Genomic DNA, 20,177 nt, shown 5'->3' on the forward strand with positions numbered 1-20,177 from the left:
ACATATACTATGTGATTCCATACCATACCTCCGTGATGATGTCCGACCACGTCGACGCAGGCAGGTGGGACAGTGCAGACGACCGGTGTCCGGACCACGACGGTATCGAAACCGTCGAGGCGTACGAGGTCGAGAACGGAACGGTACTTTACGACGCGGAGAACCCGCTCGCGTGGGTGGAGTCGTCGAGGGCGGTGCTCGTTCACGAGTACGCGTAGGGGCGCAACCGAATCCTTTTATCACCGCGCTCGCACGCTTCCAGCGTGCCGTCCGATCCGTGGCCAGAGGAACCCAAGCAGCCGGAGCCGGAGTCCCGTTGGGGAAACCCGGAGGACGACCTGCCACGGGTTCCCACGCCCGACACCGATGAGACGGACGTCGATCCCGAAGTTCTGGAGACGTTCTGGCGGAGTGTCCTTCTGGCAAACGTCGCGGTACTCGGCGTTGCTCTCGGCCCGATGCTCGTCTACTTCCGGGGCCAGTGGCGTTTCGGCCTCGCCGCAGTGGCCGTCGGGGCGATCGCCGGCCTCCGCGTCTACCAGCACTACCGCGCTTTCACCTCGCGCCACGCCGGAGACACAGCGTCTGACGGTCCGGAAGACACAGACGACATGACCGACGAGCGGAACGTCTAACCATACCCCGCGCCTCCACTCGATCATGCGAACCGTCCGGGACGACGAGGGGCAGACGTTCCTGCTTGTGAAGCGGTCATCGGAGTCGAGTCTCGTTCGGGATCCCGAGACCGGGAGCGAACGCTACCTACCGAACGACGAGTTGACGATCGATACGGAGGCGTCGCCGCTCGTGACTGCGGCCGGTGCGGTGCCGGTCTCGGTCCGGCGGCTTCTCGCCGCGGCACCCGATGATCAAGCGCTCGGCCTGTTGGTCGAACTCGCCGACAGGGGGCCACTCGCCGTACGGACGCTCGTGGGGGCGTATGACCTCTGTGAGAGCGACCTGCACGGACTGCTTGCGGAGTGTCGAGCCGCTGGGCTGATCGACGAGGCGCGCGTCGGGGGGGAGCGGGGCTACGATGCCACCAAGACGACGCGGAAGGCGGTGTCGTACCTCCGGGACGACTGACTCACTTCTCGGCGACGGCGGCCGGACGGGAACGGGACACCGTCGAGCGATTCGTCCGTGGGTCTTTCTCGACGCGGACGAGGTCGTCTGCCGCACCGACGAGTTCCTCGTCGTGGCTGACGATGACGATCTGTGCCACGCCCAGGTCGCGCATCTCCTCGACGAGGTCGACCAGCCGAGAGACGTGCCCGGCGTCGAGAAAGACGGTCGGTTCATCGAGGATGAGCGGCGGCATCGGGGCCGCGCCATCGATACCCTCGGCCAGCAGGCGGTAGATTGCACACCGCAGGCTGAGATTGAAAAGCGCGCGCTCGCCGCCCGACAGTTGTGCGGGGTCGAGTTCGCTCCCGTCTTTCTGGACGACCGAAAGCTCGTAGTCGCCGTTCAAGCGGAGGCGTGCGTAGGCGTCGTTGCCGTAGATCAGGTCGAACGTCTCGTTCAAGAGTCGTTCGAGCGTCTCGACGTTGCGCTGGCGCAGTTCCGCCCGCAGGTCGGCATAGGTGGTCTCCAGTCGCGAACACTCCTCGTGGAGGTCGTTGAGCGCCGTGACTCGCTCGGCCAACGCGTCACGTTCTCCCCGGAGCCGTTCTAACGCGTCGATTTCACTTCTCACACCGCCGATCCGCTCCTGCAACGCGTCGCGTTTCGTCCCCAGTTCGGTGAGTTTGGCCTCGACATCTTCCAGATACTCCTCTGCGTTTTTCTTGTTCGTGCGGGCCGCCTCGACGGCCTCCTCGTCGACGGCATCGCGGAGATCATCTCGGCGTTCCCGCAGTTCGGCAAGTCGGTCACGGCGCTCGTCGTTCGTCTCTGCGATTCGCTCGGCGCTCTCGTTACGGCGCTCGATCGTCGCCTCGCAGTCGTCGATCCGATCGAGTCGCTCCTCGACGGCATCGAGTCGCTCCCGCGCCGCGTTGATCCGGTCGAGGTCCGTCGTCAGTTCCTCGACGCGGTCCTCGGCGTCGGCCGCCTCGGCACGCTTCTCGGCGGCGATCTCGCGGGTCTCCGCGACCCGCTCCCGAAGGTCGGCCGCCTCCGTGTCTGCCTCCTCGGCGTCGGCACGGAGGTCGGCCGCAGTCTCGCGATCCGCCGTCGCCAGCTCCTCGAGACGGTCGCGCTCGGCGTCGATGTCGGCCAGTCGCGTCTCTGCCTCGACAAGGGCGTCGAGTGTCTCGGTACGGTCGTCGAGATCGGCTGCGCGCTCGCGGGCATCGGCCAAGTCTGCCGCCAGCCGATCGACCCGCTCGCGGTACTCCTTGAGACGGTCCGCGTGCGGGGAGTCATCGACGGACTGACCACACTCGGGACACTTGCCGGCGTTGAGCAGCTCCTCGACCTCGGCGACCCGGTCGCGAGCCGACGACAGCGTGGCGTCGAGTTCCGCGGCCCGCTCGCGGGCCTCCCCGCGGCGCTCGCGCAGCGTGTCCCGTCGCGCCACTGCCTCGCCGCGGTCGACGGGGGCGTCGTCGAACTCGGCGGTCAGTTCCGCCGCCTCCGTATCCAGGTCTTCGATCGTGGCCTCCCGTTCCGCGGCGGCGTTCTCGCGGTCCGTCGCGGCCTCACGACGGTCCGCCGCCCGTGCCTCCACCTCATCGGCGCGATCGGCCAGGTCGTCGGCTTTCGCCGCCAGGTTCTCCGCCTGGTTTCGCAGCCCCGTCGCCGACGCGTTCGCCTCGGACCGGGCGTCTCGAAGAGTCTCTTCGCGTTTGGCGAGTTCCGTCCGACGGCTCTCGACGGCCGCCTCGGTCGCCTCGCCCAATGCTGCCGAATCGAGACGCGTCTCGATTTCGGTCTCCAGTTGCTCGATCCGCTCACGCGCCTCGCGGACCGCCTCGCGGTGCGTCTCGCGTTCGCGCTCGGCCTCCCGGATCGTCGTCTCCAGTCCGTCGATGTCGTTCTCGACGGCGTCGAGATCCGCCCGCCGCTCGTTGTACTCCTCGAGAACTGCATTCGCTTCGGTTCTGGTTCGCTCGGCTTTCTCCCGCTGGCTCTCGTAGTGTTCGATCCGCTCATCGAGGTCCACCAGGTCGTTCTCGAAACCGTCGAGGGCCGCGTAGAGATTCTCACCCTCTTTTGTCTCGATCTGTGACTCCACCTTCCGGAGTTCGCCCCGTTTCTCCGAGCGGACGTCCTCGATCCCGAGGCGGGCGGCGGCGGCGCGGTCGCGGTACTCCTCCAGTCGTCCCAACTGCAGGAGGTCGTCGATCACGTCCTGTCGCTGGCCGGGCGAGGCGTTGATAAGCTGGTTCACCTCTCCCTGCCGGACGTACGCGCAGTTGACGAACGCCTCGGCATCCATCCGGAGAAGGTCGGCGACGAACGCCCGCACGTCCCGTGCCCCCTCGACGGTCACGTCCGGGCCGTCGAGAACGCAGTCGGCGGTCGTCGTCCGGTCGCCCGACTTCCGGAGACGACGGTGGACGTGGTAGGCGTCGTCGGCGTGTGTGAACCACAGGTCGATTTCGGCCTCGGTCTCGCCGTTGGTGATCACCTCATCGAGGGTGCCATCGAGTGCGGTGGATCCGTACAGCGTAAAAAAGCAGGCCTCCAGCAGCGATGACTTCCCGCTCCCGTTGAGCCCGTGAATCACGGTCACGCCGTCGCGGAGGCTGAGGTCCGCGTCGTCGTACGGTCGGAAGTTCCGCAAGCGGATCCGGTCGAACCTCATAGAAAGTCCTCCATCGACACCTGATCCTCGGGGTCGGTCGGTGCCTCATCGTCCGAGTCGCCGTCCGTCTCGTCGGCGGAGTCATCGGACGACGACCCGTCGGTCGTCGGGTCGGCGTCGGCGACGAACGCCGCGACCCGGTCGCGAACGTTCGAGTCGGCTACCGCGTCGTCGCGGACCGTCTCGTCGAGGCGGCGACCGAGCGAGGACAGATCCATCTCACGGAGGCGCTCCCGGACGGCGGCGTCCGGATCGGCAAAGTCGACATCGGGGGCGGTGGCCGTCACGTCGCCGCCGACCGCGCGGTGGTCCGTGACCCGCGCGATCAAGGCACCGTCGTCGACGGCGGCCTCCTCGACGGCCGCGGGGGCGACGGGGTCGCCGTCGCCGGTGATCGTCACCACGACCACCGCCTCCGAGAGGTCGTGCTGGCGGAGCCGTTCCCGAACGCGGTCGACCCCCTCGCGGGGGGCGAGTTCCACGTCGACGAAAACGAACGGACGCGTGTCCAGCGACCGCCGCCGGATGTCGACGGCCGCGTCGCCGCCCACGTCGGCTCCGAACTCGACGAGGTTGTAGCCACGCGCTTCGCGTTCGTCCGTGCTTGCGCGCTCGGTCGATCCGCAGTATGTCACCCACGTCCCGTCAACCTCGGCGCGGTCAGGGACGTGATTGTCGCCGAGCAACACCGCGTCGAAGTCGACGGTCGACGCTTCAAGCACCGTCTCTGTCTCCCAGTCGGCGTGTGGAAACGGGGTGAACAGGCCGTGGGCAACGAGAGCGGCGGTGTCGGCGTCGTGAGGGGTGAACTCGTAGTCGAGGTCGTCGCGGCGGGACCGGGGGACATGATCGAGACCGTAGAAGGCCGTGTCGTCGACAACGGTCGGCGCGTCGTCGAGCCGCGTCGCCAACCCGAGGTCGGAAAACAGGTCGAGCCACTGGCTCCCACGGGTCGCCTCGTGATTGCCGACGACGGCGAGAAACGGAATGTCGGCCGCCGAGAGATCCCGGAGTGCGGAGAGCACGCCGAGCAGATCGGGGAGGTCGGGCCGGCGGTCGTGAAACAGGTCGCCGGCGTGGATCACGGCGTCGACGTTCGCAGCCGTCGCATCGCCGATAACCGCCTCGAACGCGTCGAGAAAGTCCTGCCGGCGGTCGGGCGAGTGGTACTGTCGGTAGCCGACGTGGGTGTCGCCGGTGTGGATCACCCGGGTCATCGCTCGGAATGTTTCTCCCCGGGACTCAAAACCGTTCCGCGACCGGGGCGAAAGTGGTTCGTCACCACCCGTCGGAACTCCCGGAGGTCGTCGAGAACGCGCCATCCCCGGCGGGCAGTCTCGGGGTCCGCGTGGTCGATTGCCGCTCGGAGTCGGGCGAGACCGCCGTCAGTGATAAACGCCACGGCGTCGCGAACGTCGCCGCGGGCCGCGTCGGCCTCGTCGACGACGGCCGCTGGGTCGGCGGCGTCGGCGGCACGGCCGTCGGTCGCAAGCGCACGGAGCGCCGTTCGAACGTCGTCTGTCACGGGGCAAGGTGAGAGCCCGTTCGGTGGTAAATTTTCACCGAGTGGAGTCGGCCGTAGGCACCCGAAACCGAGGCCGGAGTCTCGGCCACGCCGGCGTCCTCGGGCCGGGTCGGCGCGTGACGAACCGCCCGTGGCGGCAGCAGCGTTCCGTCGGCGAGTTGGCTTCGACGCGACGATCCGGTGTGTCCGAACGGGGTCGCGACGAGTGCGACACCGGACAGGCCACGAACGTCGGCCCACCGGTCCGACGTACGCCGTGTAAACCGTTCGCCGTCGTCTCCGTATCTCCCCTCGGTTCTGGGGCACAATGGAGGGAGCGTTCGTTCTCTGCAGGCGCTCTGTCCGGCTATGTATCGCCGGTGCTTGGGGGAACGGCTCGCGGCGAGGACCGCACGCACCCGAAGCCTCTTATGAGTCTGCGACTTAAAATGTGTAATGACCGATACCGTAGATGAGGTCGACTTCCCCTACGACGAGGAGGCGACGTCTCAACAGGAGAAGATCGAAGCCCTCCGCGAGCGCCTCGACGTGTTGGAGGGACAAAACGAGGAGATGCGAGACAAACTGTTGGACGCCAACGCCGAGAACAACAAGTACCAGCAGAAACTCGAGCGGTTGACCCACGAGAACAAGAAGCTCAAGCAGTCGCCGTTGTTCGTCGCGACGGTTCAGGAGATAACCGACGAGGGCATCATCATCAAACAGCACGGCAACAATCAGGAGGCGGTGACCGAGGTCACCGACGAGATGCGGTCGGAACTCGAACCCGACGCTCGGGTCGCGGTGAACAACTCTCTCTCCGTCGTCAAGCGTCTTGATAAGGAAACCGACGTGCGGGCCCGTGTGATGCAGGTTGACCACAGCCCGGACGTGCGCTACGAGGATATCGGGGGTCTCGAAGAACAGATGAAGGAGGTCCGCGAGACGGTCGAAATGCCCCTGAAACGTCCCGGCATGTTCGAGGATGTCGGCATCGACCCGCCGTCGGGTGTCCTGCTTCACGGCCCGCCGGGAACGGGGAAGACGATGCTCGCGAAAGCCGTCGCAAACCAGACCGACGCCACGTTTATCAAGATGGCCGGGTCGGAACTCGTCCACAAGTTCATCGGAGAGGGCGCAAAACTCGTCCGCGACCTCTTCGAGGTGGCCCGGGAGAGCGAACCTGCCGTTCTGTTTATCGACGAAATCGACGCCATCGCGTCGAAGCGAACTGACTCGAAAACCTCCGGCGACGCCGAGGTCCAGCGGACGATGATGCAACTCCTCTCGGAGATGGACGGCTTCGAGGAACGGGGCGAGGTCCGCATCATCGCCGCGACCAACCGCTTCGACATGCTCGATCCCGCCATTCTTCGACCCGGTCGGTTCGACCGCCTCATCGAGGTGCCAAAGCCAGACGACGAGGGTCGCGAAATCATCTTCAAGATCCACACCCGCGATATGAATATTGCGGACGACGTTGACTTCGACGAACTGGCCGACGTGGCCGACAGCGCCTCCGGGGCGGATATCAAGGCGGTCTGTACCGAGGCCGGAATGTTCGCCATCCGCGACGACCGGACCGAAATATACATGGACGACTTCGTGTCGGCGTGGGAGAAGATAAGCGCCGAGACGACCGACGACACGACGTCACCGGCGTTCGTGTAGGCGCGACTCACCGTTCGGTCGGTGCCGCTTCCGCTTTTGTACCCGGACTCGGCCCCTGACGCGCTCTAACCCACTGGAAGGGGCCAACCCCGGAAACGAGCGGACCGACAGCGATGAGACGTACACCCTTCCATCGGGACGGGGGCGTGTCACGCGGGCCCGTCGGATCGGGACACACAGTTGAGGAACATGGGAACGGAGGCCACCCCGTCCCGTGACGCGGCGCTTTTGCCCCGGCAGGTGATAAAAGGAGTATGACCATCCGCAACGATGTTGCCCCCAGTACCCTGCCCGTGGAACTCCTCGATAGTGGGGTCGAGGTCGAGTACCTCGACGGGCGGACGACCTTCTACCGTGGCGTACCGGAGAAGGCGGGCGAAACGCTCACCACCGGGCCGGGAAAGGAAGTCCACGTTCTCGTCACCGATCCGGATGAGAGCGAGGGCGTGATGATCTACGTTAACGATCGTAAGACCCACGACGACATTCTCGAATCGACGGGTGTCGGTCGGATCGTCCTCGACGGCGGCGAGGCCGAGGAACTGTTTCCCGGCGTCACCGTCGCCACGCCCGACGGGATGCGGTGTCGGGTCGAGGCGGATCCGTCGGTGACGCGGGGGCGCGTGTTCGTCTTTGTCGAGGACGATTGGGGCGAACAGTCCTACGAACTGGTCGAGGGGTGACACCGTCGACCGGCGGTCGGTCGGGGACCCCGCACATCGAACCGGTCACAGCCGACAGAACGCGTCACTGCAGATAGGAGGGGTCAGCGTCGTCGCCGTCGCAGTGGTCCTCGTGTTGGGTTGCGTCCTCCTCGGCATCGAACAGCATCCCGCAGGTTTCACACTCGTACCACGTCATGCCGTCCCGTTCGGTTGTGGTTACCATGTGTGTATATCGGCGAGCGGAAAATAAAAGATTACCCCGATTGTCGCGGCGGGCGCGTTTGTCATCCGTCGGAGACCGGCGACACGTCCGCGACGACCACGGCCATGCCGAACAGATACAACCCGAGTCCGGTCACACCGACCGGGATAGAAACCTGTAGCAGCGTCGCCCCCGCGAAGGCACCGACACCACCGCCGATGGCGCCGACTCTCCGCGATGTTCCCGTCGTTTTCCCCGACAGTCCGGCCCAGTCGTTCCGGTGAGCGAGAACGAGGACGGTGGTGGCGGTGTAAACGACCGCAATAGAAATCAGCGGAAGGCCGTGGGTATCCGAAAGGACGCCGGCGGCAACGGCAAGCCCGACGCCGACGAGAAGGGCAACGACGTATCGGATCGAACGGTGCATATCGAAGGCGGTGTGGCGAGGAGTAAAAACGCTCCGCGCCGTCTCCGGTCCGGCTACGCGTCGCGCTCGAAGGGATCGACGAGTTCGACGGTTTCGGCGCGGTCCGGGCCGACGCCGACGGCGTAGATTGGGGCTCCTACCTCGTCGCTCAGGTAGTCGAGGTACGTTCGTGCGGCCGCCGGGAGCGCGTCGTACCCCTCGCCGGCGACGGCGCTCCAGTCTACCTCTGGCCACGGATCGAACTCCTTGAGGATGGGGTCACAGTCGGCCCACCGCTCGGTCGTCGCGGGCATCGTTTCCATGCGCTCGCCGTCGAGTTTGTACGCGTCGCCGAGTTTCACCGTGTCCATCCCGGCGAGCACGTCCAGATGGTTGACCGCAATGCCGGTGAAGCCGCTCACGCGGGCGGCGTGGCGAAGCATAGGGACATCGAGCCACCCGATGCGGCGCGGTCGGCCGGTGACGGTGCCGAACTCGCCGCCTTTCTCCCGAATGTAGTCGGCCAACTCCTCGTCGTCGCCGTCGAGTTCGGTCGGCAGGGGACCGGTGCCGACACGTGAGAGATACGCCTTCACGACGCCGACAACCTCGCCGCGACCGACGACGGTCGGGCCGACACCGGTTCCGGTCGACGCCCCGCCGGCGGTTGGGTTGGAAGAGGTGACATAAGGGTAGATGCCGTGGTCGATGTCGATGGACGTGCCCTGAGCACCCTCGAACAACAGGTTCTCGCCGGCGTCGAGTCTCGTGCCGAGAAAGTCGCCTGCGTTGACGGTCATGCCTTCCTCCTCGAGTCGGCGGCCGATGGCCACGAACTCCTCGTGGAGGGACTCAACGTCGAACTCCTCGCCGGCATCCATGCCGAACACGTCCTCGACAACCGCACGCTTCTGTGGGACGACGTACTCCAAGCGGTCGCGGAGCACGTCGGGGTCAAGCAGATCGCCGACACGGATCCCACGACGGCCGACCTTGTCCTCGTACGTCGGGCCGATTCCGCGGCCCGTGGTGCCGGCCTCTAGGTCGTCGTCGCTTTTCTCCTCCTCCTCGATACCGTCGAGAACGCGGTGGTACGGCATGATTACGTGGGCGCGACACGCGACACGAACGTCTGGGTCGAGACCACGGTCACGCAGTGTGTCCAGTTCGTCGAACAAGGTCCGCGGGTTGACCACACAGCCGTTGCCGAGGATACCGATCTTTCCACGGACGGCTCCGCTCGGAACGAGAGAGAGCTTGTACTCTTCGCCGTTTTCGACGACGGTGTGGCCGGCGTTGTCCCCACCCTGATACCGGACCACGATGTCGGCGTTCCCACCCCACAGGTCGACGAGGGCACCCTTGCCCTCGTCTCCGAGCTGGGAGCCGACGATGGTGACTGTCATATCCGGCCGTGAGTTTCGTCCGACTCGCTAAACCGATTACGATACGCTCGTTCCCTTGGCGACCCCGGCGGTCGAACCTATATGTGACGTGAATCGACCGACAGGAAAGGCTTGCGGGAGCAAAGACCCCGATCGGCAGGGACCCGAAGTATTAATTCCGCCGACTCCGAGAAACAACTGTTCGGTCCCAGCCGTCGGAACTCACAGCAACTTTTAAACCCCGCAATGACGAGTTAACAAGTGTCATGATAGACAGGCTTGAGAAAGAAGTCGATATGCTGGAACGCCATCTTCAGGTGTTGCGGATGGTCATCGGGAACGAACCCATCGGTATCGTGAAGATGTCCAACGAAACCGGATACCCCCACCACAAGGTCAGGTACTCACTCCGCGTTCTCGAGGAGGAGAATCTCATCGAACCGTCGAGCCAAGGTGCGATCACCACCGACGACACCGCGGATTTCGTCGACGAACTCGACGAGAAGATGGACTCCATCGTTGAGAAACTCGATTCGATGAAAATCGAAGAGACCGCAGAGGTCCAGAGTTAGAGATCCGGAACCGTCAGGAAAAAGTCCTCGTCTCGCGCCTCGACCAGACACAGGTGGAAGCCGTGTTTGCGTGAGAGTTTTACGTAGCTCCGTTGTGAACTACGGCTGAACAGCCCACCTCGCGTCGCGTCAACCGCAGCCTCCATCGCGTCGGCGTCGAAAAAACTCGTGGTCACGACAGTCGCCGCCGCGAGCGACTCGTTCGACTCGGCGACTGGGGTCGTCCGATCCAGCATCGACTCGATCGTCGATACACGCGTCGGATCCCGGGAGTCCGAGAAGTCGGCGACGAACAACGGGGCGCCCATCTTGCCCCGACACACCACGTCGAAAGACATCGTCTCCTCGCCGGCGTCGGTGTCGGCGTCGACGTCGGCGCTCCCGCCGTCGACGGACACCTCGCCGTCGATATCGATCCGATCGATCCCCTCGATCGCCTCGAACAGTTTCGAAACGTCCGACTGGGCGTCGACCCGTCTGATCTCGTAGAGCAGTTCGGTCAGCAGCCACTCGGTGAACCGGTGTTCGGTCGTCCCACGGAGGAACGTCTCGAACGACCGGCCGTCGACCCGGACGTTCCCCGTCTCGAACTCGGTGTGGTAGTCGATCCGAAGGTTGGCGCGCAACTCCTCCTGTGGAACGCGGCCCGCCGCGGCGTGTTCGATCGTCGCGCTGGACTTGTCATCGTACCTGACGAATAGATTCGTTCTCGAAAGCGCCTCGGCGGGGGCGAGCGTCCGTTCCGTTCCGGTCGGGGTGTCGGCCGTCGCCTCCAGACGCTCGACCCGGTCGCGGAGTCGCTCGACCTCCGCCCGGTACTCGTCGCGGTCGGCTTTCGCTTCGGCGAGCGCGTCCCGGGCGTCGGCGAGTTCGCGGCGGAGGCGCTCGGCTTCGTCGGATGTGTCGGCAGGTGTCGACGCGTCCGCCGTTGCTACGTCCGACTCCGGCTCCGACTCCGGGTCGAGGTCCGGACTCTGTGTCGACTCGGTCCCCGTCCCCGTCCCCGTCCCGGCCTCGGAGACATCGGTCGACGGTGCTTCGGCCCCGTCCGGGGCCGGTCCCCCGACGGACGACTCGTCGTGGTCGGGTTTCGGCTCGGCCGACGCGTCGGCGGTGTCGGCCGCGTCGGTTTCCGTCGACAGCGGTGAGGAAGCCGTCTCACCCGTCGAGTTCTCCATCGCCGCTTGGAGGTCTACGTCCGGATCTTCGGGCTCCATCTCGTCGTCGGGGGCGTCGGCGGCATCGGCGGACATGCCGTCCCCGTCGTCGACAGCCGTGTCAGCACTCACCACGCCGGTGGCGCCGTCGTCACCGGTGGCGTTCGCCGGCGACCGGTCGGTCCGGCCGTCGGTGTTCGTCTCGGGCGTCGTCGTGCCGTCAATCGTGAGGTCCTCGTCGGTGTCGGTACCGGCGTTGACCGACGTCCCGGCCGCGCCCCCCGACCCCTCACCGGCCGGTTCGGGGCGGTCGGGCAGGTCGACGACCGTCACGTCCGCGTCGATAACGGCGTAGATACCCACCTCGTCGGCCGCGCGGTCGAACGCCTCGTCGCCGGTGAGCAGCCGAGGTTCATTGCCGACAAAGGCGACCGGGAGCGACCGTCCGCCGTAGTAGACGACGTAGTAATCCCCCGAAAGAACGTTCTCCGAGAGTTCGACGTAGCCGACGAAGTTACCGGCGGAGAGCGTCTCGTCGAGTTCGGACAACGGCGTCTCGTTCGAGTAGTACTGTCCGCGCGTCTCTCCCCCACCGGCCTGCATCGCATACAACAATGGCAACGAGATGTCGGGAGCCGTATGCGCGGTCAGCGAGGCATCCTCGAGATCGTCGATATCGCCGTCGAACACGCCAACGACCCGTCCGTTGAGGAAAAACGCCCACACGGTCCCGTCGGTTACGGCCCCGGAGAACCCCGCATCGGCGAGATCGTAGAGCCCACTGACACCGTCCCCGACGGAACGGGTTCCCCACTCGGTCACCGTGTCGAGAATCTCGCCGTCCATCGTGTAGGTATGGACGAACGTGATCCAAATACTTTCCGGCGAAGAGCCGCGCCGTCCGACTTACTCCGTCTCGTCGGCGAATTTCACCGTCACCTGTCGGCGCTCCCCGTCGATGTATTTGTACCGTTCGTCGGGATCCTCGTTCTCGGCCCGCCGGTGTGAGCCATCACAGAAGGGGTGTGTCTCGCTCAGCCCACACAGACAGACGGCGATGTCGCCGTTTTCGTCGTCGATATCGGTAGGGGTGATGATCTTCGGCCCGGTCGCGGTGTGGGTCACTTCCCGCATGGCACACGGTCGGTGATCGAGCGCTTTAGAAGCTGTGGCGCGGGTCAACGACAGGTGGTCGACGACGACGCAGTCTCAGTGTTTGTGTGTAAACAGGAGCGGACTGTCGTCGTGGATCGTGACACAGAGATCGAGGGGCTCGATCTGTTCGAGGCTGGTCGCCTCGTTTTTGCACACGACGAGGTCGTCGAACGGATCCTCACAGACCGGGCACGCAACTGAGACGGTGTTCTGGTAGAGTTTGATCTCGTCGTTCTCCTCTCGGGGCGTGAGCGACGACACGAGCTGTTCGAAACCATCCATGTTTATATCTGTCGCGTGAACCTACATAAATCTACGGCGGCCACGGACGGCGGTTACGCGCCGACAGACGCGCCGAGATAAAGAATGACGACGAGGAAGATCCACACCACGTCGACGAAGTGCCAGTACATCGAGACGGTGCTGACAGAAACGTGCCGGTCGGCGGAGTACTGGCCTGCGAGCGCTCTAACCGTAACGATAGCGAGGAGTGCGCCGCCCAGCGAGACGTGGAGTCCGTGCAGGCCGGTCAGTCCGAAAAACGCCGAGCCGAAAAAGCCGGAGGCAAAGGTGAACTCCGAGTGGACGATGAACTCGTAGTACTCATAGATCTGTCCACCGATAAACACGACACCGAGCAGAACCGTCACCAACAACCCGATGACGAACTTGCGGCGATCGTTGTTTCGGATGGCGACGTGGGCCCAGTGGAGCGTGAGACTCGACGCGATCAGGATGGCCGTGTTGATGATGACAAGCGACCCCGTCAGGTGGGGGAGTTCACCCGGCGGCCACGTGCCCGCCCGGATGAAAAAGTAGTACGTGAACACCGCTCCGAACGTCGCCATTTCCGAGCCGAGAAACGCGATCATGCCCCAACGGAGCGCTGACGCGCTCTTCTCGTCACCGCCGCTCGACCAGAACTCGGAGACGAAGGCGTGGTAGAGCCAGCCGTACAACCCGAACAGAAAGCCCCCGACACTCGCGGCCGTGAGCAGCGGCGCGTACATCGGGTCGATCGTCGAATCGGAACCGCCCGCAACGATGAAGAGGGCGGCACCGAGGTAGATGCCGCCGGCGCTCAACGCGGTGATGAAAGGCCACCAGCTCGCCTCGCCGAACCCCCTCGGCCAGTCTTCCACCGCCGGGAGGTGGTGTTCGTGGTCGTCCCCGCCGTGATCGGTGCTCATATACCCCTGTTGAGATTCGACTATTAAAAATCCTCCCAACGCCGGCGGCCCGGTCGGTTCCGGAAGCTACACCACGACGACGGTCAAACTCCCGCTTGATGCTACCGCGTCGACGCCGAGGCCATGGTCGAAGACGTGTCGTACGCGGCGTCGGGATCGGTGTCGGCGTTATCCTCCTGCTATCCTGTGTCGGCGTCGCAGCCGCCCACAGCGGCGGTCTCCGGGGTACCGGGCGGAACCCGATCAGCGTCCCGACGTGGCTCTTCTTGCTCACCGGAGGCGGCGTCGTCGGTGTCTCCTTTTTGCTTGCGAGCTTTGTCACCGATCGGCGACTGGTCGCCGCCGTCCACGACTGGGGGCGCCCCCTGCCGACACCCGGACGGATCGTCCGAGCCGTCGCGGGCGTCGGCGCTGTTGTTCTGCTCGGTGTCACGGTCGCGGTGGGCTACGTCGGGCCGTCGACCGGCGTCCGCAACCTCGCGGTCCTGATCGTCTGGGTCGGCTGGTGGGGCGGATTCGTCGCCTCCACCTATCTGCTTGGGAACTCGTGGCCGACGCTCAATCCGTTTCGTGTTCTCGCCGAGCGTGTCCCGTCGCTCAACCGCCCCTACCCCGAACGGCTCGGGTCGTGGCCGAGCGTCGTCGGCCTTCTCGTTCTCGTGTGGGTCGAGGTTGCGACGCCGTTGGCGGACGATCCGCGACTGCTTGCGACCGTTCTCGTGGCGTACGCCGTCGTAACCGTCGGTGGGAGCGCCGTCGTCGGCACGAACCGGTGGTTCGGGAGCGTCGATCCCCTCGCTCGTGCCTTCCGGTTCTACGGGTGGCTCGCGCCGGTTGGCGTCGAAAACGGCCGTCTCCGTGTGCGCCTTCCCGGCGGCGCGCTCCCGGACACCGTTCTCGACGGCCGCGACGACGTGGCCTTCGTTGTCACCTTGCTGTTTGTCACCACGTACGATGGGTTCGTCGCGACCGGCCCGTGGGCGGCTGGCGTGCGCGCGACCGTCGACGCCGGCGTTCCGGCACTCGGTGTCTACGTCGGCGCGTACCTCGGGGGGGCAGCCCTGTTCTATCTGGCGTACCGCGCGGCGGCGCGACTCGGCCGGCGGCGGGCCGAAACGTATCTCTCGGCGACGTATCTCGCCTGCCGGTTCGCCCCCTCCTTGCTCCCCATCGCCGCCGGCTACCACCTCGCACACAACATCGGGTCGGTGCTGGTGCTTGGGCCGACGTTGTCGGCCGTCGCCGCCGCCCCCCTCTCCCCGCCGGCGTCGCCGCCGCAGTTGGCCGCCCTTCCGGCGTGGTTTGGGGGCGTCGAACTCGCCTTCGTTTTGCTCGGTCACCTCCTCGCCGTCTGGGTCGCCCACGCCACCGCGTACGACCTGTTTCCCTCGCGTCTGCAGGCCGTCCGGAGCCAGTACGGCGTGACCGCCGTGATGGTCGGATACACCATGCTCAGTCTCTGGATCGTCGCGGAACCGTACGTCGCTCCCCCATTCATCGCCTCCTGACCATGTTCACCAACGACACGCACGTCCCGCCCGACACGTCCGAACACGTCTGTGAGCGATGCGGACAGCCGTTCGCCGACGAGGAGTATCTGGCCCTCCACCGAGGACTCGACCATGCGGCGGACCTGTCGGCGGCCGAACGGGACGCGTTTGAGTCCGCCCGCGAGTCGGAAGTGGCCGACCTCAAGCGGTTCAGACTGCTCGCACTGGCGGCGCTCGTGGCGCTGTACTTCGGGTTCCTGATGACCTACGCCGTGGTCACTTAGTCGGCCTGTCCGCTCGCTCGGTGGAACGGTTGGCCGGCGATATCCTCGCGGAGGTCGGCGAGTGGCGCACGAGAACCGGTCCCGGTCATCTCGGCGACGACGGCAAACACCTCCTGACGCGAAACCTTCACGCCGGTCTCCGAGAGGGCGTCCTCCGGGCGTGCGAGGAGTTCGCGAAGCGTCCCGACCGCAAGCAGGAACGGGATCGCCCACGCGGCGACGGTGTTGCCGTCGGTTGTAGGGACGGTTTCCAGATACGTCTGGGCGTCGTCGAGAAAGGATCGGGCGTGGCGGGCGGTCCGGCGGACGACCGCCGCCGCGCCGGATTTGTGTGCCGAGTCGACGACCGCCTCCTGTGGGACACCCTCGGACGCCAACCACTCGGCCGGCAGGTAGACGTTGTCTTCCTCGGTGAAGTCGTCGTACACGTCCTTGGCGACGTTGACCAACTGGAGAAGGAGGCCGAACTCCTCGGCGGTGTCGTAGAGACGGGCGCGGCGGCCTTGGCTGAGGTCACCACGCGCGAGGAGGTTGGTGACGAGGGTGCCGACGGTGCCGGCGGCGTAGTAGCAGTACTCCTCCAGTTCCTCACGGGACTGGATACGGAGGCCGCCCTCGTCGGCGTAGCGCTCGACGAACATCGCCATCCCTTGAACGAGTTCGCGGGCGGGTGGCGTGACCGCCTCACGGACGTCGTCCGGGAGCGCCCGAAAGGTTCGGACGATCCGCGGCGTACTGGCGACGACCTCCCAGTCGTCGGTCCGGTCGTCGGGTGCCGGGAGCCACTCGTCGACCGACGCCCGGAAGGCGTCGGGATCGGTGTCATCGTCGGGGTCAAGAGCCGCGTCGTACTCGCGGAGGAGTCGTGCCTGCGTCGCCGGCGGGATGTGGTCTGCGTCCTCGACGGTGTCGGGGACACGACAAAGTAGGTAGCCGATACAGATGTACGACGCCATCGGTTCGTCGAGTACGTCGACGGTCAACGCAAACGTTCGAGAGACACCCTGCACCGCCTCGTGACACCAGTCGAGGTCGGCCCGGTTCCCGGGCGGTCTTGCTGCGTGTCGAGACATTCGGAGCGCCTTTGCGTAACGACCCTAGGGTTAAAAAGTCTCGTAGGTCCACGGTCGGAGCCACAACTCGTATCATCGGCCCGTCCGTGGGCCCGGTATGCTCTCTTGGCTTCGCTCACATCTCTCGGTCCGCCGACTGCTCGTCATCGGCGTACTCCTCCTCGCCGTCGTCGCCGTTCTCGTATTCAGTCAGCCGTCGGTCGACGGCGTCGACAACCGGTTCGGGGCGGTCAACGAAACGACGACCGTGGTCGAAAGCGACCTCGGGGTCTCGAACCCGAACCCGATCGGGGCGACGCTCGGCGGCCTGACCGTCGACTACGCCATCGAGATGAACGGCATCCGGATGGCGACCGGCGTCAAGGAGGGAATCTCGATCCCCCGCGGCGAGTCGACGATACCGATGACGACGGCCCTCGAAAACGAGCGCATCCCCCCGTGGTGGGTGAGCCACATCCGCAACGGCGAGCGGACGGAACTGGCGGTCAACGCCGACGTTCACTCCTCGCTGCTCGGGGCCTCCTTCGGCGCGCCGAAGGTGACCCGAACCATCGAAACCGACATCATCTCCGCGTTCAACTCCACCGAGCGCCGGCCGGTCGGCGAGGAGGGACCGAGCGGCGAACCGGTCCTCTACATCGAGGAGATGAGCGCTCAGTGGGGCGCGGTCGGCGAGTCGGCGACCCGGATCGAGATGCGGTTTGTCGTCTCAAACCCGAACCCCTACCCCGTTCCCGTCTCCGAACTCAGCTACGAGGTGACGATGAACGGCGTCGAGATGGGCTCCGGCGCGACCGAGGGCCACGGCGTGATCCCGCCGGGCGAGGCGCGAACGATCCGTGCCACCACGACCCTGAACAACGAGAACATCGACGAGTGGTGGGTGACCCACCTGAACAACGACCAGGTGACCGAACTCCGGATCGACTTCGCCGCGCGGGTCGAACTCCCGACTGGGACAGTCGAGATACCGATAGATCCCCTGACCTACACGGAGACAATCGAGACGGACATCTTCGGCAACAAGGAGGGGTCGAGCGGGGCGGACGAGGAGGACGAGACGCCGACCCCGACACCCGCCGACGGGGGTGACGGAACGCCAACGCCCGCCGACGACGGGACGGCGACGCCGACGCCCACGCCGACCCCTACGTCGACGCCGACCGCCACATCCACCGACGACGGCGGTCTCTTGGACGGCGGGGACGGGTCGACGGCGACGGCCACGGAGACTGCGACGGCGACCCCCACCCCTACGTCCACACCTACGTCGACGCCGACGGCCGTCCCCACCGACGACGGCGGCCTCCTCGACGTGAGCGCGCCGGATGACGTGACGGCACCGGTTCGGTAGGCGGCGCTACTCTATCGCGACGTGTTCGGACTCCTCGTTGAGCGCGAGATTGGCGGCGATTTCCGCGTTTCGCATCGCGTACTGTGCGGTTTGTTGGAGGCTGACGAGCACCTCGCGGGTCCGCAGGAGTTCGACCTTCGTCATGTCCGGGAGGTCCTTGATGATCTCGAGTTCACGGTCGCTGATCTCCTCGAACATCCGCCCGACTGCGGTGGCCTTGTCGTACTCGCGTTCGACGACCGCCTCGACGGCCGTCGCCGTGATCTCGTCGACCTGTTCGGTGTAGTCGCGGATGCGTCGCATCATCGAGCCGTCGATGTCGAGGGTGTTGTTCGTCGCATCAAGGGCGATGTTGCCGATGTCCTCGGCGTTGTCCGCGGTGAGTTCGAGATTCTTTGCCACCGACCGGTAGCTGATCAGCGGGAACCCGGATTCAAGCCCGACCGCACGCGCGAGGTTCGGGTTCTGATACGCCATAAAGATCAGGCGAAGGAGGAGAACGAAGATCTTGTTCGCCTGTCGCTCCCGGTTCAGCGCCCGTTCGGCCAGATCAGCGTTGCCGTGGGCGATGGCTTTCACCGACTCGTTTCGCATCGTTCCCCCGGTGTTTTCGAGGCGTTCGAGAAGGTTGTCGAGCGTGAAATCCTCGGGGTCGACCGAGCACCGGATTGCGATCCGTTCGGGCGTCTCCTCAATGACACCGAGACCCATCAGTTGGGTCTCGGCCCGGTAGACGGCGTTGATGTGTTCGCTGTCGAGCGCGCCCTCCGATTTCGTGATGTGGATGACGCGTCGCCCGAGAACGTATTGGGCGACGATGGCGCGTTCAAGCGCTCCTGCGTTGAGGTTGTCGGCGTTGATCGTCGCGGTCGACCCCTCGGTGCTCGCCGACTCCGTAAGAACGGTCAGTGTCCCCTTCCCGCCCATCCGAAGGGACACCTCGTCGCCCTTCTCAACGTCGTGTTCTTTGGCCCACTCCGCTGGGAGCGTCATCGCCAGCGTCGACGGTCCCAGCTGTTGTACTTTTCGTGTTTCCATACCACACGTAATCCGGCCGATGACCTTAATCTTCACCATCGGGCATAATATACGATGAATGGTGTTGATGTCCGGCGGTTTCAGGCAACCTCCAGCAGTCGGGACTCGAAGCGGCCGACGCGGACGCGGGCCCACCCGCGGAGTTCCGCGTCTAAGTCCGGGTCGTCGGTGTCGACTCGGAGTCGGCCGATGTCGTCGAGTTTCGTCCGCGAGGCGACGATTTCGACCTCGCACCGGCGGATAACCGCCGGGGAGAGCTGTGGATTACCCCGGCCGAAAACGAAGCCCTGCCCGCCGATGGGCGAGACCACGATCACGTTGCGCTCGCCCAAGCAGTCGAGGATCTCCGACTCGCTCGCGTCCGCCGCAAGCACCTCGCCGTTGCGCCACACGTCGACCCCAAGCGACGAGCCCTCGAACCCGAGCGCCGTCTTGATCGCGCCGACGGTGCTTCCCGGTGCGAGGACGTATGTCACCTCGGGGTCGACCTCGGCGGCGAATCCCTCGGCCAGCGATTCGACGTTGCCACTTCCCGTCTGTTTCGACGACTGGAGGTCCTCGCCGACGGGGACGGTTGCGACCGCGCGGAGTTCCGGGTCGACCGATCCCTCGCGGTAGGCGTCCTCGTCGATGTCGATCACCTCGCGGCGCTCGGTCCGCTCGAAGGTCGCGATCACATCGGCGGCGTCCTCCGGCGAGACGGCAAAAACCGAGGAGTACACTTTGACACCTGCGGGCACACCGAGAATCGGCACGTCGGTCCCGGAGAGTGCGTCCGCAACGTCCGCGGCCGTGCCATCGCCGCCGACGAAACAGACCACGTCGACGTCCGCCTCAACGAACGCCTCGGCCGCCGCCCGCGTGTCGGAGGCACCCGTCTCCGGTCCAGAAGGCTCTCCCAGCACGTCGGGGTCGTAGCCCGCCTCCCGGGCGAGCGCCGCGCCCATCGGATCGCCCCAGGTCGAAAGCGCCACGTCGTCGACACGGGCGGCGATGGCCGCGAGCGAACGGGCCGCCCGGTCCGGCGCTCGGGGGGCGGCCCCCCGCTCGCGGGCCTCCTCGACTTTCCCGTCCGTTCCTTTCAGGCCGACCCGTCCGCCCATGCCGGCGATGGGGTTGACCACGAACCCGAGTCGCATACCGGTTGTAGGGGACGGCGGGGAAAAAGCGACGCGACTGGGTGATGAAAGCTTAACCCACTGCCACCGATACCACTTGATATGCTCCCGCTTTTCATGTTGCAGACCGAGGAGCCTCTCCCCATCGCGGAAGCCGGC

Annotated in this window: 22 protein-coding genes; 9 read left to right on the plus strand and 13 right to left on the minus strand. The window is 65.6% G+C overall.

What is annotated here, in order from left to right:
* Window positions 1-35: 35 nt before the first annotated feature.
* The 3 genes from Q0925_RS03680 to Q0925_RS03690 are packed head-to-tail and all read left to right on the plus strand — an operon-like array spanning window position 36 to window position 1,086.
* Window positions 36-218, plus strand: coding sequence for a DUF7331 family protein (locus Q0925_RS03680; RefSeq protein WP_299332006.1), 183 nt, complete (start codon window positions 36-38; stop codon window positions 216-218).
* 45 nt (window positions 219-263) lie between these two features.
* Window positions 264-635 (plus strand): DUF7322 domain-containing protein, encoded by a 372-nt coding sequence (locus Q0925_RS03685; RefSeq protein ID WP_299332007.1) that lies wholly within the window; start codon window positions 264-266, stop codon window positions 633-635.
* A 25-nt stretch (window positions 636-660) separates the two neighbouring features.
* Complete coding sequence (locus Q0925_RS03690) at window positions 661-1,086, plus strand: DUF7346 family protein (RefSeq protein ID WP_299332008.1); 426 nt, start codon at window positions 661-663, stop codon at window positions 1,084-1,086.
* Window position 1,087: 1 nt separating this feature from the next.
* Here the strand turns inward: Q0925_RS03690 and rad50 are convergent, their stop codons facing one another.
* From rad50 to Q0925_RS03705, 3 genes are read right to left on the minus strand one after another with little or no spacing between them, the layout of a single operon-like run.
* Window positions 1,088-3,754 (minus strand): DNA double-strand break repair ATPase Rad50, encoded by a 2,667-nt coding sequence (rad50, locus tag Q0925_RS03695; RefSeq protein ID WP_299332009.1) that lies wholly within the window; start codon window positions 3,752-3,754, stop codon window positions 1,088-1,090.
* A complete protein-coding gene (gene mre11, locus Q0925_RS03700; RefSeq protein ID WP_299332010.1) occupies window positions 3,751-4,971 on the minus strand; it encodes a DNA double-strand break repair protein Mre11 in 1,221 nt (406 codons plus the stop codon). The genes rad50 and mre11 overlap by 4 nt, the downstream gene beginning before the upstream one ends.
* The gene (locus Q0925_RS03705; RefSeq protein ID WP_299332012.1) at window positions 4,968-5,279 is read right to left on the minus strand and encodes a hypothetical protein; all 312 of its coding nucleotides are present in this window, start codon (window positions 5,277-5,279) and stop codon (window positions 4,968-4,970) included. The genes mre11 and Q0925_RS03705 overlap by 4 nt, the downstream gene beginning before the upstream one ends.
* 435 nt (window positions 5,280-5,714) lie before the next feature.
* Here Q0925_RS03705 and pan1 point away from each other — a divergent pair, with 435 nt between their 5' ends.
* Window positions 5,715-6,929: a proteasome-activating nucleotidase Pan1 gene (gene pan1 / locus Q0925_RS03710; protein ID WP_299332014.1), complete on the plus strand. Its 1,215-nt coding sequence runs from the start codon at window positions 5,715-5,717 to the stop codon at window positions 6,927-6,929.
* A gap of 254 nt (window positions 6,930-7,183) precedes the next feature.
* Window positions 7,184-7,612 carry a DUF5796 family protein gene (locus Q0925_RS03715; RefSeq protein ID WP_299332016.1) on the plus strand — a complete coding sequence of 143 codons (429 nt, stop codon included), beginning with the start codon at window positions 7,184-7,186 and terminating at the stop codon, window positions 7,610-7,612.
* 64 nt (window positions 7,613-7,676) lie between these two features.
* Here Q0925_RS03715 and Q0925_RS03720 read toward each other — a convergent pair whose 3' ends face one another.
* The 3 genes from Q0925_RS03720 to Q0925_RS03730 form a co-directional block, all read right to left on the minus strand.
* On the minus strand, window positions 7,677-7,817 hold the full coding sequence (locus tag Q0925_RS03720) for a DUF7128 family protein (RefSeq protein ID WP_299332017.1): 141 nt from the start codon (window positions 7,815-7,817) through the stop codon (window positions 7,677-7,679).
* Window positions 7,818-7,878: 61 nt separating this feature from the next.
* A complete protein-coding gene (locus Q0925_RS03725; protein ID WP_299332018.1) occupies window positions 7,879-8,223 on the minus strand; it encodes a hypothetical protein in 345 nt (114 codons plus the stop codon).
* Between the two features lie 53 nt (window positions 8,224-8,276).
* Window positions 8,277-9,608, minus strand: a complete 1,332-nt coding sequence (locus Q0925_RS03730) for an adenylosuccinate synthase (protein ID WP_299332020.1) — start codon at window positions 9,606-9,608, stop codon at window positions 8,277-8,279.
* A gap of 245 nt (window positions 9,609-9,853) precedes the next feature.
* On the opposite strand from Q0925_RS03730, the gene Q0925_RS03735 reads away from it, so the two are divergent.
* Window positions 9,854-10,159, plus strand: a complete 306-nt coding sequence (locus Q0925_RS03735; RefSeq protein ID WP_299332022.1) for a hypothetical protein — start codon at window positions 9,854-9,856, stop codon at window positions 10,157-10,159.
* Here the strand turns inward: Q0925_RS03735 and Q0925_RS03740 are convergent.
* The 4 genes from Q0925_RS03740 to Q0925_RS03755 all read right to left on the minus strand — a co-directional run bounded on the left by Q0925_RS03740 (window position 10,156) and on the right by Q0925_RS03755 (window position 13,661).
* Complete coding sequence (locus Q0925_RS03740; RefSeq protein WP_299332024.1) at window positions 10,156-12,162, minus strand: FtsB family cell division protein; 2,007 nt, start codon at window positions 12,160-12,162, stop codon at window positions 10,156-10,158. The genes Q0925_RS03735 and Q0925_RS03740 overlap by 4 nt on opposite strands.
* A 60-nt stretch (window positions 12,163-12,222) precedes the next feature.
* The gene (locus Q0925_RS03745; protein ID WP_299332026.1) at window positions 12,223-12,450 is read right to left on the minus strand and encodes a CDGSH iron-sulfur domain-containing protein; all 228 of its coding nucleotides are present in this window, start codon (window positions 12,448-12,450) and stop codon (window positions 12,223-12,225) included.
* Between the two features lie 75 nt (window positions 12,451-12,525).
* Entirely contained in the window at window positions 12,526-12,753 is a 228-nt protein-coding gene (locus tag Q0925_RS03750; protein ID WP_349254384.1) for a DUF7385 family protein, read from the minus strand.
* 53 nt (window positions 12,754-12,806) lie between these two features.
* The gene (locus tag Q0925_RS03755; protein WP_299332028.1) at window positions 12,807-13,661 is read right to left on the minus strand and encodes a cytochrome c oxidase subunit 3; all 855 of its coding nucleotides are present in this window, start codon (window positions 13,659-13,661) and stop codon (window positions 12,807-12,809) included.
* A gap of 98 nt (window positions 13,662-13,759) precedes the next feature.
* On the opposite strand from Q0925_RS03755, the gene Q0925_RS03760 reads away from it, so the two are divergent.
* Both Q0925_RS03760 and Q0925_RS03765 read left to right on the plus strand, forming a co-directional pair.
* The gene (locus Q0925_RS03760; protein WP_299332029.1) at window positions 13,760-15,169 is read left to right on the plus strand and encodes a hypothetical protein; all 1,410 of its coding nucleotides are present in this window, start codon (window positions 13,760-13,762) and stop codon (window positions 15,167-15,169) included.
* Between the two features lie 2 nt (window positions 15,170-15,171).
* Window positions 15,172-15,435 carry a DNA-binding protein gene (locus Q0925_RS03765; protein ID WP_299332031.1) on the plus strand — a complete coding sequence of 88 codons (264 nt, stop codon included), beginning with the start codon at window positions 15,172-15,174 and terminating at the stop codon, window positions 15,433-15,435.
* On the opposite strand, the gene Q0925_RS03770 is transcribed toward Q0925_RS03765, so the two are convergent.
* Window positions 15,432-16,508 carry a phytoene/squalene synthase family protein gene (locus Q0925_RS03770; protein ID WP_299332033.1) on the minus strand — a complete coding sequence of 359 codons (1,077 nt, stop codon included), beginning with the start codon at window positions 16,506-16,508 and terminating at the stop codon, window positions 15,432-15,434. The genes Q0925_RS03765 and Q0925_RS03770 overlap by 4 nt on opposite strands.
* Window positions 16,509-16,605: 97 nt before the next feature.
* Between Q0925_RS03770 and Q0925_RS03775 the strand changes: the two genes are divergently transcribed.
* Window positions 16,606-17,862, plus strand: a complete 1,257-nt coding sequence (locus Q0925_RS03775) for an LEA type 2 family protein (protein WP_299332035.1) — start codon at window positions 16,606-16,608, stop codon at window positions 17,860-17,862.
* Between the two features lie 6 nt (window positions 17,863-17,868).
* Here the strand turns inward: Q0925_RS03775 and Q0925_RS03780 are convergent, their stop codons facing one another.
* Both Q0925_RS03780 and Q0925_RS03785 read right to left on the minus strand, forming a co-directional pair.
* Complete coding sequence (locus tag Q0925_RS03780) at window positions 17,869-18,900, minus strand: PhoU domain-containing protein (RefSeq protein ID WP_299332037.1); 1,032 nt, start codon at window positions 18,898-18,900, stop codon at window positions 17,869-17,871.
* 80 nt (window positions 18,901-18,980) lie between these two features.
* On the minus strand, window positions 18,981-20,039 hold the full coding sequence (locus Q0925_RS03785) for an ATP-NAD kinase family protein (RefSeq protein WP_299332039.1): 1,059 nt from the start codon (window positions 20,037-20,039) through the stop codon (window positions 18,981-18,983).
* Window positions 20,040-20,177: the final 138 nt, after the last annotated feature.

This window comes from Haloplanus sp. (assembly GCF_028275055.1).
Taxonomy (GTDB): domain Archaea; phylum Halobacteriota; class Halobacteria; order Halobacteriales; family Haloferacaceae; genus Haloplanus.